General features: G+C 41.5%; 9 protein-coding genes. 5 read left to right on the top strand and 4 right to left on the bottom strand.

Annotated features, from left to right (window positions below; translation table 11 throughout):
* Positions 1–1,091 precede the first annotated feature (1,091 nt).
* From G1O98_RS18350 to G1O98_RS18340, 3 genes are all read left to right on the top strand, one after another.
* Positions 1,092–2,597 carry a hypothetical protein gene (locus G1O98_RS18350; protein ID WP_163930312.1) on the top strand — a complete coding sequence of 502 codons (1,506 nt, stop codon included), beginning with the start codon at positions 1,092–1,094 and terminating at the stop codon, positions 2,595–2,597.
* 149 nt (positions 2,598–2,746) lie between these two features.
* Positions 2,747–4,207 carry an ISLre2 family transposase gene (locus tag G1O98_RS18345; protein ID WP_163930310.1) on the top strand — a complete coding sequence of 487 codons (1,461 nt, stop codon included), beginning with the start codon at positions 2,747–2,749 and terminating at the stop codon, positions 4,205–4,207.
* Between the two features lie 147 nt (positions 4,208–4,354).
* Positions 4,355–7,558 carry an Hsp70 family protein gene (locus G1O98_RS18340; RefSeq protein WP_202985802.1) on the top strand — a complete coding sequence of 1,068 codons (3,204 nt, stop codon included), beginning with the start codon at positions 4,355–4,357 and terminating at the stop codon, positions 7,556–7,558.
* A gap of 119 nt (positions 7,559–7,677) precedes the next feature.
* On the opposite strand, the gene G1O98_RS18335 is transcribed toward G1O98_RS18340, so the two are convergent.
* The 4 genes from G1O98_RS18335 to G1O98_RS18320 all read right to left on the bottom strand — a co-directional run bounded on the left by G1O98_RS18335 (position 7,678) and on the right by G1O98_RS18320 (position 9,827).
* Positions 7,678–8,322, bottom strand: coding sequence for a hypothetical protein (locus G1O98_RS18335; protein ID WP_163930308.1), 645 nt, complete (start codon positions 8,320–8,322; stop codon positions 7,678–7,680).
* Complete coding sequence (locus G1O98_RS18330; RefSeq protein ID WP_163930306.1) at positions 8,319–8,921, bottom strand: ParA family protein; 603 nt, start codon at positions 8,919–8,921, stop codon at positions 8,319–8,321. Before G1O98_RS18330 ends, G1O98_RS18335 begins: the two co-directional genes overlap by 4 nt.
* A gap of 169 nt (positions 8,922–9,090) precedes the next feature.
* Entirely contained in the window at positions 9,091–9,537 is a 447-nt protein-coding gene (locus G1O98_RS18325) for a type II toxin-antitoxin system VapC family toxin (RefSeq protein ID WP_163930304.1), read from the bottom strand.
* On the bottom strand, positions 9,537–9,827 hold the full coding sequence (locus tag G1O98_RS18320; protein ID WP_163930318.1) for a hypothetical protein: 291 nt from the start codon (positions 9,825–9,827) through the stop codon (positions 9,537–9,539). Before G1O98_RS18320 ends, G1O98_RS18325 begins: the two co-directional genes overlap by 1 nt.
* 475 nt (positions 9,828–10,302) lie before the next feature.
* On the opposite strand from G1O98_RS18320, the gene G1O98_RS18315 reads away from it, so the two are divergent.
* Together G1O98_RS18315 and G1O98_RS18310 are read left to right on the top strand one after the other, a co-directional pair.
* Complete coding sequence (locus G1O98_RS18315) at positions 10,303–10,590, top strand: hypothetical protein (RefSeq protein ID WP_163930302.1); 288 nt, start codon at positions 10,303–10,305, stop codon at positions 10,588–10,590.
* A 238-nt stretch (positions 10,591–10,828) separates the two neighbouring features.
* On the top strand, positions 10,829–12,529 hold the full coding sequence (locus G1O98_RS18310) for a serine/threonine-protein kinase (RefSeq protein WP_163930300.1): 1,701 nt from the start codon (positions 10,829–10,831) through the stop codon (positions 12,527–12,529).
* Positions 12,530–12,548 lie beyond the last annotated feature (19 nt).

Below are 12,548 nucleotides of genomic sequence, written 5' to 3'. Positions count from 1 at the left end.
GTCAATGCCCCAAGCTACAAGAGTAATGTTTTAGAGTCGCCTGAGCTTTCAGGGGAAGCGGCTGATTCAATCAGACCCGCTTCAGTAGTTCAAGGTCAGGCTTCGTCTCAAGAATTAGATGCGATTTTTGGAGGAGATTGAGCGAAGAATATTTGAACGATAAGCCGCCGCAGTTTCAGAGGGGTGAACTCTGAGGCGGCTTTTGTCGTGCTTGTGTAGTTATTCAGTAGTCTTTTTTGATGGCTGTTGCTTCGGCTTCTGCTTTTCATTTTTGGCTGTCAAAAACTTTCCGCCAAATATGGCGTACTGTGCGAGAGTTTTGGTCAGGAATTTTTGGGGGATAAATCGGGGTGCTAAATGAGGTTTTTGGGGTCGAAATCCTTAGATTTACCTTATGTTTACCTTGTAAATACCTTTCATCTACCATTTATTTACCTTATTTTTGACAAAAAAGAGCCAAGGAGTAAAAAAGGATGATTTTCAGTGTTGAAGGTTCAAATAAATCCTTGTATTTACCATTGAGATGCCATTAAAATGCCATTAATTTACCTTATATTTGCCTTTTTAAGAAAAATCCTTGTAAATACCTTATAAATGCCTTTTAGTTAAATAATGTTTAGTATGCGAAGTTTTTCTTAAGCCCTGATTTTATCAGGAGCGGAAAATTTGAGTCTTTGATGAGCCAAGGCGATCGCTTTTCCAAGAGATAGCTAAGGTATCAAAGCGTAAAGAATTTTACCGAAAGTATTTTCTACTGGTCATAACCTTATACTGGTGTTAGGAAGTACTGGTATGGCTCACAAACATAAACGCTCTGGCTTGCAAATAAGATATTTTCTGGTTCAATATTGGCATCGGACGAATTTCATGCTAATTCTACAAAGTAAGTGTAGTGTTCATTGCTAATCGCATATTCTGTAAAGTTCCTCTAATCAAGTTGTTAAAAGATGTTTAATTCGCGCTTGAATTTACAGAGGTTATTTCAGGTTTTGTACAGACCTCTTACAAGGCTTTTGAGAAACCTATGGGGATTTGGGGAACCCCGCAAGCAGTTGGCAAAGACTTGCGAAACCTTACAGAAGCAATTAGCCATGCCTCAAGCAAAGGACAAAGCTTGGAAGACTTATGAAAAAGCTCTGTCCTTTGCTAGACAATGCAGTTGTGAAGAACTGCTCCAGGTAATTTTCAAGTTCGACCCACTCTTTGGCGAGTCAGTTCCTAATAGCAGCTTATCTATCGGGCAAGCACTCTCATTTTTAATAGAGACAAAACCTCAAACTGCCCAAAATCTAGATGCAGCATGGCGGCTTTCTCAACGGCTGAACAACCCGTCATCTATTAGAGAAGTACAGCAGCAAATCTGCATTCAACTCGCACGGAGTGGTGACACCAATACATTGTTAGCTAAGTTACTAAAGCGGCGTAATGAAGAGACTCTTACTTCCGCAGAACTCTCTCAAATTCTTAACAACTTCTTAGAAAAGCATTCCTTTCAACTCACTGACCCTTGGAAAGCTTTTTTGGAGCAATTTGAGACAGCCGAACTGCCTCAAATTCACCAGGTTTATGCAGTTCTTAACCGCTACGTAGAAGCGGCTGAATTGGCAGAAGCGGCTAAAGACTATCGCAGTGCTATCCGTTATCTCATGTGTCTTTCTGGCAAGGGAGTTGCGTTTCGTATTCTCGCTCTATCTGAACTTATAGGAGACAAGAATGCGCTCACCCAAGCTCATCAGAAAGTAGCTGAAAGTTTTTGGCAGGAAAATAACTATACAGAAGCCCTGGAACATTTTCAACAAGCTGGGAATCTGGAATCTGCTAGCGATTGCTACCAAAGACTTGGAGAATTTGGACTGGCAATTCAATTTAGGACTGCTATCAGCTCTGAGTGGATACAGAATATCCGCCCAGCAGTCGAGAGAACAGTTAGAACACACATAGAACGTAAGGAGTTCTTAACAGCCGTTCGCTTGTTAAAGACTGTGGAATCAGCATGGCGAAAAAAATCCCTAGAGTTGGAAGTTATTTCTGAGGCTGACCGCACACAGCACCTTTTATATGAGGCAGTGAGAACAGCCCGATCCGGCTTTAAAACTGAGTTGCAAGTATCTGAAATACAGCTAGCAACAGAAATTTTTCAACGCTGGAGCCTTGTGGAAGAGGCAGCAGGAAATTATCTCGAAGCTGGATTACAAGCTGAAAAAGCCCAAGATTACTTAACAGCATCCTTTTTATTTGAGAAAGCAGGTGCTTTTGGTCAAGCCTTGGTTGCTCTTGAATCTGCCCCCGATGCTTTTGAACCTATGAAAAAAGCACAATTGTTGGAGCAGGGTGGCGACTTTTTTATGGCTGGTCTGCTCTACGAACGCTTAGGAAAAATAGAGCAAGCGATCACTGCATACGAACAAGCGAAGGAGTTTTCTCGTGCTGCGGAATTACGACGACAGCAACTTGGTGATGATCGCTCAATCTTCGATGAACGGTTTCAAGAATTGCTCAAAAACGCTGGTCAAAGCGAGCAACTGGCCCAACGGGAGCTATGCGGTTTCGTCAGATCCAGTAAAAAACAAGCGATCGCTAAATCATTTTCCCAGTAGTATAAATAAATTTATACTTTTTAAGCAGTATTAACACTTAAAAAGTCAAGATGAGTTTGAGTCATAACTTGCAAGACTCTCTTTTTTGAGCCAAAAAAAGCTAGGATTCCCTTTGAGCAAGAATTTAGAGATAGGGATTATCTACCTTAATGGAAAAAAATATATGTGCAACTTTAGATTTGAGTAAATCATTATCAGACTTTTCTTCGCAGGTAACAAAATATTTAGAATTGACGAACATCACGGAATGGAATGGGAAAATTCTTAAAGAAAGAGAAGAAAAAATTAGAGAAATTGCACTTATTTTAGCTGGACAGTGTATTGCAATTTTGTTGTATAACCTCTCCCAATCTCAGTCAGCTAATCAAACAGCTATGATTCAAACAAGAAGCTGGTGGGATACTACTATGCAAAAACATGGTTATAGAAAACGCCAAATCTTAACAGTTGGAAACGTTTTATTAACTCTAAAATTACCATATATGGTAATAAAAAACTCAACAAAGACCACAAATAAAATGTCTCTTCAGGGATTTTATCCCCTGTTAAAGTGGTTGGGGATGTCAGAAGGATTAACCCCGTTAGTATGGTCAACAGTTGCCCAATACGGTGCAATCACTAGCTCATTTGAAGCTGCCTGTACAACTTTGACAGGTTGGGGAATTAACCTTAGTTTAAAACGAATTGAACGTTTAACATATAAATTTGGTCAAATAGGGATCAACTTACGTCAATCTAAAATCTTAAATCGCCAATTAGGGAATTTAGTTGAAGGTAATATTCTTAAAGCTCAAAGAGTTGTCATCGCCGTAGATGGTGGTCGGAGTCGAATCCGAATTAATAAAAAAGGGAGGAAAAATTCAAAAACCAAGCGACACGGGTTTATCGGCAAATGGGTTGAGCCAAAATTATTCACAATTTATGTTGTTGATGAGCAAGGTAAAAAAATAAATACTTCTGAAATTCCTATTACGAATGATGGCACTTATGAAGGATATAAAGCGCTTTTGGAGATTTTAGAAGCGGATTTAGTTGGCTTGGGAATTAGTCAAGCAAAACAAGTCTTATTAATCGGGGATGGAGCGGAGTGGATCTGGATACATATCCCACCACTTTTGACAAGATTAGGATGCCCAGTAGAAACTTATCAGCTATTCGATTTTTATCATGTTACGGAAAATATAAAAGTATTTGCAGATGCGGCTTTTAATGAAGAAGCACAGTCTAAAGAATGGTTTGTAAAAGTTAGGAAGAGTTTAAAAAAAGGTAAAGCCAAATCTTTAATCAGCCAGATGGATGAGTTGATTGCTGTAGCTACCGGAGAGCGGTGTAAGATTATGGTAGTTAAGCGAAATTATATTTTAGATGCTTATCGTAAAGGGCGTTTAAATTACGATAAAGCAATAAATAAAAAACTACCTATTGGCAGTGGTGCAATTGAGAGTTTAATTCGCCAAGTTGTAAATTTAAGAATCAAGGGTAATAGTAAATTTTGGTTGAAAGAAAACGCAGAAATTATGTTACATCTGCGTTGTCAATGGATCGCCGGAAGTTGGGATAATTTTTGTGGTTCTATTTTTAATTCCTTTATCAAACCAGAAACTGCTTGATAAATTTTATACTTTACTTCTACTCTCAACTTATTATTTGGTTGAATTAACACTAAGTATAAAAAGCTAGTTGTAGATATTTTTGTTAACAATCGTCAAATGGCTTGCTATTAATCTTTTTGAGATATCTCATCAAGATGAATTCTCGTGGCTATCAGCATATATTTAGTAAATAAAGTCACTTCTTACTTAGATTTGATTTTTGCGATCGCTTGTTTTTTACCGGATCTGACAAAACCGCATTGCTCCCTGGCCCAACTGTGTGCTGCCAAAGTTTACGAAACCGGGCGTTCGTCAGAAGAAAAAGCTCGTTTGTTGCGGCGGATTAAAGAACTAGGAGAGCAAGGTCTAGTTGAGCAGCGATGGTTGGACATGGTGAAGAGCGAACTTCCTAGCATTGAGGCTTTAGATAGAAAGACTTTTGAAGAACAAGCACAAATATGGGTTCAAACCGCGACAACGAAAGTTCTAGCAGATTACATGGATGCATTTGGGCTTGACTTGGGTACAAGTAACAGTGTGGTTTGTCTGTATAACAAAAGACGAGGAACACCAGAAGTTGTGGAATGGCGCGGGCGGCGGCAAATACCTTCAGTATTCGCCATAGACCAAACAGGACGCGAGATGATTGGCGTACCAATATCCGAACTTCTAGGAAAATCACCCCGTGCCATTGTCACCAAGGCCAAACGGGAAATGGGAACTGACAGAAAATTCCGAGCAGGGGGGCAAGACTACCGCCCGGAAGAAATCTCAGCTCGCATCATTAACTGCGCTCGTCAGATAGCCAAAGACTACCTGCAACAAAAGATTGGCGAGACGATTTCTGCAATGGCAGCTCAAAGTCTGGGGAATTCTCCACCTGAAGACTGGGTAAGAGAGTACCTAGAAAAACATCCACTCTCCATCGCTTTAGGAAATGCCGTAATTACAGTACCCGCATACTTTAACGATGCTCAGAAACAAGCAACAAAAACTGCCGGAGTCTTGGCTGACATCAACATTCTGCGCCTGATCCATGAGCCAACGGCGGCTTGTCTGGCTCAACGTTTTCGTGAAGCCAAAAATGAAACGATTGTAGTCGCAGACCTGGGAGCCGGAACCTTTGATATTTCAGTCATCGAAGCAGGGGATGGAGTCTTTGAGGTACTGGAAATACAAGGAGATAACACACTTGGGAGTGCGGATCTAGACGAAATTTTATATACTCACTTTTTGGAGTTCATTAAAACAGAAACTCGACAAGATATTACTAGCGATCGCCAAGCCGTAACCCGTCTGCGTCAAGCTTGCGAAGAACTGAAAATTCAGCTTTCATCTTGTAGCACTTGGACAATAGAGTTACCACAGCTAGTTAGTAATCGGACTATTCAGTTGACCCTGACGCGAGAGGAATTAGAACGCATCGCATCACCTTGGCTTGCTCGCATCCGCGCAACTTGTCAAAAAGTCACTCATAAACCTAGCCGCATACTTTTAATCGGTGGTGGGGGAATGATGCCTGCTGTCCACCGTTGCCTTCGGGAAATATTTCGATTGGAACCTAGCTCAGATATGGATTCTCTAACAGCCGTTGCCCGTGGAGCAGCGATGCAAGCGGCTATACTCACGGGAGATATGCAAGGTATGTTACTGCTCGATGCTGTTCCTTTCAGTCTCGGCATTAAATGTCAGACAGCCCCAGGTCAATTCAAGTTCGATCCAGTAATTGTCAAACATACATCTATACCTACTGATAAAACCCAGCGATACAGCACTGTTGAGGATAATCAAACCATAGTTAGAATTGAGGTTTTTCAGGGAGAATCCCAGATTGCTGAGGAAAATTTCAAGATTGGACAATTTATCTTGCAAGGAATACCTTTAGCCAAGGCTGGTGTCCCTCAAATTGATGTCACGTTCAACATCGATGGTAACTGCCTGCTGACCGTGACTGCCCGTGATACTGGCACAGGAAACCGATGTAGCATTACGATCGCCGACTCACATTTACTAACACCAGCTCAAGCAGCTTCCCTGCAAGCCAGATTCCGAGACTCTCAAACCTATCAAGCCAACCTGGCACGGTTAGAAAAGTTGGCTGCGGAACTCAGAGCTATACTACAGGAGACAGAGAAGACAAATATTCTGGAACTGTCAACGCTTTTTGGAAAGCGATTGCGATATTACGAAGGTCGCCGAGAGTGGTATTTGCCAACTCCTGCGGATAACAATTTGTTATTTGAAGTTTACCGCAACCGTGAAGAATTAGAGACGAGGGCAAGGTTGACTTTAGATCAATGGGGCAGCTTAAGTCGAAGCGTTTACAGTTGGTTAGAGAGTTACGGTTCACTCGACTGGCGTTCAGCAGCAGCTGAAGAACAAGTGCAGCAATTGCTAGATGAAAACGATCTCGTTCATAGACGAATTCTCGAAACAGTGGCGGAAGTCGTAGACATAGCCGTGATTTATAGGCGATGGTTAAACGTTATTGAAAACCTGCCTGTGAATCCTGAAGGCAATGCCGAAGAGTTAGCTCAACATTTCCTTAGCCTCAAGCGATATTCAGAAGCTGCTACTTATTTTTACAAGATTAATGCTCCCCTATCGTTGCATCAAGTCGAACTCGGTCTAGAAATTTTAGCCCGTTACCGACAGCGAGATGCTTATACAGCATTGCTTCTAGAATATGTTGGAATGCTTGGAGTTCATAGTCCTGACTTTGAAAGCCTCAATCACTCTGTCCGAATTTACTCATCCTCGGTAGTTTGGATACAGGTAAATTTAGGAGGTTTTGCCGCTAGTGGCAGTGGTTTTTTCATTAGCCCAAATCAAATAGCGACCAACCGCCACGTTTTGGTAGATGAAGCTACAGGTAAATGCGTCTTGCCTGAAGCTGTATGTGTGATTGCCAAACAAGGAGTTCTCCAGGTAGAAGCAATTCATTTACCTACTTGGGGAGCAGACGATGTGGCAATCCTGAGCTTGCTGCCAGAGTCTGCTTCTATTACTCCATTGCGACTGGGCTTTTCAGAACTGATTGAGGTGGGAGAGCGAATTATGACAATTGGCTTTCCTGCGCCTGACAGTAGTGGATTTGAAGAAAATCTCTACTGCAACACTGGGCTAATCAACCGCATTCGGCAGGATCAATTTTGTACTGAGCGTGTGCTAGAGATTAGTATTCAGCTTCAGGGAGGGATCAGTGGTGCGCCCATTTTAAATCAACTCGGAGAAGTTGTAGGACTATCAACCTTCTCACGATTCAAGCAACAACAAGAGTTTGCTGGTGGACAGATTCGCATTGAGCAATCATTTTATGCTATTCCAGTTGAGCTTTTACGCCGTCTTCGTACAGAAATTCAAGATTAACAGAATAGGACAAAATCACCGTGCTATTTGGTTTTCTGTAGTAGGTGTTGAGTTATAGCAACGGACAGGGTGCGATTGCTTTTCTGCCTTGCGTGGATGAAGCCAATCGCCTCAGTTGGCTATTCATCCATCTGGATACCCAGATTTTTGACTTGCTCTAACGCCTCTACTGCACCAACTTCATCAACTATTCGGATAAATGCATTGGCTAATTCTTCTAATAAGTCGCTGCGATCTATCTCTACCCCCTCGTCTGCCAAGTCCATCAGCACTCGGTTGATCTGCCTGCTCAATTTTTTGGGAATGCGAAAAGTGGTTTGGGTGTAGTCGGGATTCTCACGCTTGGCTAATTTCTCTTTATCCTTTAACTGTTCAGGTATTTGAATTTCTAGCTGTTCAGATGACTGGCTTGCTGACTGTTCAGGTATTTGAATTTCTAGCTGTTCAGATGACTGGCTTGCTGACTGTTCAGGTATTTGAATTTCTAGCTGTTCAGATGACTGGCTTGCTGACTGTTCAGGTATTTGAATTTCTAGCTGTTCAGATGACTGGCTTGCTGACTGTTCAGGTATTTGAATTTCTAGCTGTTCAGATGACTGGCTTGCTGACTGTTCAGGTATTTGAATTTCTAGCTGTTCAGATGGCTGGCTTGCTGACTGTTCAGGTATTTGAATTTCTAGCTGTTCAGATGGCTGATTTTCTGGGTATCCAGGTAGTTGGGTATTTTCTTGTGCTGCCCCTAAGACTTCACTAAATCGGCTCACCCTTTTATTGCTTGAATCACTTCGTTTTTTATTTCCGTCCAATCCCGCCATGCTACTTTGCCTCCTCGAACCTTATAAACAGGAACTCCATTAGTCACCGCATCCTTATAAGCTTTGTAAAATCGAATCCCACGGCTCAAAACAGGATAACCTTGTGTTAAGAGAGCTGACATCGCCTCCTCACCATCCCTTTGAGGCGGCGGTGGAATCATTGTAAGTAGGACTTTCCAGTTTGTCTCTGGTGGCAAGGATTTAGCCATGAGTGCCATTGCGTCCATGCCCAAAAGGTCTGGTGGAGTTGGAACGATGAGTAGATCACAACCCCTTGCTAGATCCTCCACTTCCGCATCATTAGGCCGTGCGGGAGTGTCAAAAATGATGAATTCAAATTTCTGCGTTCGCATTAACTTGGCAGCTTCCTTTTCGCCGCAAACCTGAAATGGTAGCCCACCAGGTCTTGCCCAAGTGGTTGCTGAACGGTTTGGATCGGCATCAATAACTAAGGTTGCCCCATCATCACAAAAGAGTGAGGCGAGGCAGATAGCTGAAGTTGTTTTCGACACTCCGCCCTTAAATGAGCTAAGAGAGATGATTGGCATAATCTCTCCTTATAAAAGATGGAAAAATCATATCGCACTTACACACATTTAATTTGGATGTATGAATGTTTGGGTATCCAGGTATTTATACAGCCGCAAACAAGAACTAGTGACTCAAGTATAGTGTTGATGCATTGTGAAGCTTATTTTTCGTAAATGACAACCTAGCTTATGGGGCCTCTCCATTTGAAGGCGTTTCCTCTTCCTCTTCGACCAAATCCACGCCACACCTCGTAGCCGCCAGAGCTAACCTTTGATCAATCGTTGCTAAAGGTAATCCCAACCGCAACGCTAATTCTAAATAAGCTGCGTCATAAGCTGCTAAACCTTCCTGTCTCCCCAGCGTCAGGGTTGCACCCAATGCGTTTGCATCTGTAGCCGTATCAACCTGGATTAACAGAGACTGTAACAATGTAATAGCTTCTGATGATTGATCAGTAGTCATGCGGTTACGCCGTTCAGCCACCAGTAGGACATTAGCAATCTCCAGTGACCAAATCCCCGGTACAAATGCTTCAGCATCCGGCATCATTGCTAGTATCGCATTTGCAGTGGGGTTATTTTCATCCACCAAACACCAGCTAATTGCTACAGAACAATCCAAAACAAACTGCATTAAAATCTTCGCCCCTCTTCAATCATGGAGCGGATTGACGTTTTATCTAACGCTACTTCTCGTCGCAGTTGTTCCATTCTGGCAATTGCATTACTTATCGATTTTTTCGTTGTGGGCTTTCCCCAAGCGTTATATTGTGCTTGGGCTTCTGAAGATGTTGCAACTTCTGCATCAGCTAACGGCTGTATAACCACCACTACCTCAACATTTGTATCTTTTAAATCAGTGGGTGTCTGGATTTGCAATATACCATCTGCCCCAATATGCGATCGCAACTTCATTGTTTCCATATCGGCATTCCAGAACTCATACTTAATAAATTTGGGAAGTACCTTAATTATGCTGCTACTCCCCTTACAAGGGATAGAAGCATAATATCGCAACCTGGGTACACGGCTAATTGAATGTACAAAAACCTGGGTATCCAGACATCTAAATACCTGAGTATTCATATATTTAATTAAGTGTATACTAACCATGTTTCTAAACACTCCTCCGTTGTCTCTTTCTCAGAGACGCTGCTGGTCATCTTGTCAGTTTTGCAGTCTACAAAATTAAGAAACTTAGTAATTAATTTCTTACCAATAGTCGTCACGAGCTAAGTAATAGCAAGAAATTTGAGACCTTCGGCGGTGCAAGCTCATTGCACAGTCGTACCTCGCACCTTGTAAGTGACTGTCCCAGCAGCGACCGCCTAATCTATAAGGTGACAGAACAAGGTATTTTTAGTAATAATTCAGTCAATACTTAAGTAAAAAACAGAATATGGGTAGTAACGAATGGAGAGAGTGGCATTTAACGCCTGATGGATGGGTTGCTGGAACTTTTAAATATGATGGAGGCTGTAAATCTGTCCCTGTTCCTGACAATAGAGTATTAACTTGTGTTTATGGCGAGACTATAGAGCCGGGTTATACCGCGTGGGCTGGTGTAGGCAAATCCGAAATTGATTTTTCTAATAATATTAGTGTTAAGTGGAATTGTTCTGATATTCAAGTTATATATACGCTTTTAGAGAAATTTGGTTTTTGTCCTAAACGTCTTGAAGCTTAATTTTTTTTTACGGATGAGATATCACCTCATGCTTTATCCCGGCAGGTGCGTTCGCACTTACTCTCTTGGGCTTGCTCTTTCTCTAACAGGGATGTCGTGATAACGTGGTTTTAAACCACATTCAACATAAGAAAAAAGGTAAATTTCCAATTCCAACAAAGAATACGAAGGATAATTAATATATATTTGAAAGCGTAAATATCTTAGATTGGTACTTCACTAAGGCTGTGAACGGAGCATGACAATAACATTGTTAAACAATCGTTATCAAGTTATTCAGATACTAGGTGATGGTGGGTTTGGTAAAACCTTTTTGGCAGAAGATACTTATATGCCTTCTCGCCGTCACTGTGTAATTAAACAACTTAAACCTATTACCAATGACCCCCAAACCTATCAAATAATTCAACAGCGATTTGAGAGAGAAGCTGCAACTTTAGAGTATTTAGGTGAACATAGCGACCAAATCCCAAAACTTTATGCTTATTTTTTAGAGAGTGGGCAGTTTTACCTTGTACAAGAATGGATTCAAGGTCAGACCTTGAGAGAGATTGTGGTAGCCAAAGGTTACGAAAAAGAAGCTACTGTTAAAGCCTTTCTCATTAGTTTGCTATCAGTTTTGGATTATGTTCACAGTAAAGGGATTATTCATCGGGATATTAAGCCAGATAACATTATTCTCCGTGAGCGTGATTTGAAGCCAGTGCTGATCGATTTTGGTGCAGTTAAGGAAACAATCCGTTCGGTGGCAGGTGCTTCAAGTTATGCTACACGCTCTATAGTAATTGGTACACCAGGGTATATGCCTATTGAACAAGTTGCTGGTAGACCAGTATACGCCACTGACATTTATAGCTTAGGTTTAACAGCAATTTATCTTTTAACTGGCAACAACCCTGAACAACTGCAAACAAACCCCCAAACAGGAGAGATTCTTTGGCAGCAATACGCGCCTCATGTTTCCCCTGACTTAGCAAGTGTGCTGAATCAAGCGATTAAACCGCAGGCGAGCGAGCGCTACTCCACTGCAAGCAAAATGTTATATGCTTTGCAATCTCTTAGTTTTATTCCTTCAACATCATACCAGTCAGCTCAATCTACAATCCCTTTGTCACCTATTGCAGCATCAACTCAGGGTTTATCTTCTTCTCAAAAATCTGCTTTTATCCGTGCCTCTGCCACAGATGCAAACTGGCAAAAACCCGCTTTGATTTTTAGTGGTTTGGTTATGGGTGTTTTGATTGGTGGGACAGTGATCGCTAATTTTACTCACCAGTCACAACCTGAAACAACCATTGCTACATCACCAGCACCTACACCTACACAAGAATTTCCCGCTATAAATCCTTCACCATTACCATTACCTATTACTCCTACTAACGAACCCGAAAATACACCTGTTGCTTCTCAGCCTTCCCCAGAGCAGCCAATCACTTCTGTTCCTTCCTTACCTCCAGTAGCTTATATACCAGAACCACAAGCGCAACCCACACAACAAAAGCCCATTTCTGTACCACAGTTAAAGCAAGAAAATCAACAAAAAGTCGCAACTAATACTACCAGTGACAATATTCTTGAATTACCCACAGGTACAGAGTTGAGTCCATCTCCGCCGAGTATTTCTCAATCAGCCAAACCTAAAACGGTGGTTTCGCTACAAGAAAGTCCTTCTCTCCAGCAAACTATTCATAAGGGATATTGCACATTTATCGCTATTAATAAGAATGAAAATATTGTTGATGATCCTTGCTCAATTAATGACTATAAAAATGGAAATTACAAACTTATATGGTCGAATGGGAAAGAATCAGATATTGCAACTAACCCTAGTGTATTACTTGATAATAATCCAGCCTCGATTATAAACAGTGGAGCTAGTCACATAACCGTAAAATCCACTCAAGGAAGGATTGGATTTTGCTGGAATTGTAACCCTTGACTTTAATAAATTATATCTT

The sequence above is a fragment of the Nostoc sp. UIC 10630 genome, from assembly GCF_010747425.1.
In the GTDB taxonomy this organism is placed as follows: domain Bacteria; phylum Cyanobacteriota; class Cyanobacteriia; order Cyanobacteriales; family Nostocaceae; genus Nostoc.
Note: the sequence above shows the minus strand (reverse complement) of the source record. Positions and strands in the feature narration are given on the sequence as shown.

Excerpts from the sequence above, each read along its gene's own strand:
- G1O98_RS18350 (WP_163930312.1), top strand. The coding sequence starts at position 1,092 with ATGCCTCAAGCAAAGGACAAAGCTTGGAAGACTTATGAAAAAGCTCTG.
- G1O98_RS18345 (WP_163930310.1), top strand. The coding sequence starts at position 2,747 with ATGGAAAAAAATATATGTGCAACTTTAGATTTGAGTAAATCATTATCA.
- G1O98_RS18330 (WP_163930306.1), bottom strand. The coding sequence starts at position 8,921 with ATGCCAATCATCTCTCTTAGCTCATTTAAGGGCGGAGTGTCGAAAACA.
- G1O98_RS18325 (WP_163930304.1), bottom strand. The coding sequence starts at position 9,537 with ATGCAGTTTGTTTTGGATTGTTCTGTAGCAATTAGCTGGTGTTTGGTG.
- G1O98_RS18320 (WP_163930318.1), bottom strand. The coding sequence starts at position 9,827 with ATGGAAACAATGAAGTTGCGATCGCATATTGGGGCAGATGGTATATTG.
- G1O98_RS18315 (WP_163930302.1), top strand. The coding sequence starts at position 10,303 with ATGGGTAGTAACGAATGGAGAGAGTGGCATTTAACGCCTGATGGATGG.
- G1O98_RS18310 (WP_163930300.1), top strand. The coding sequence starts at position 10,829 with ATGACAATAACATTGTTAAACAATCGTTATCAAGTTATTCAGATACTA.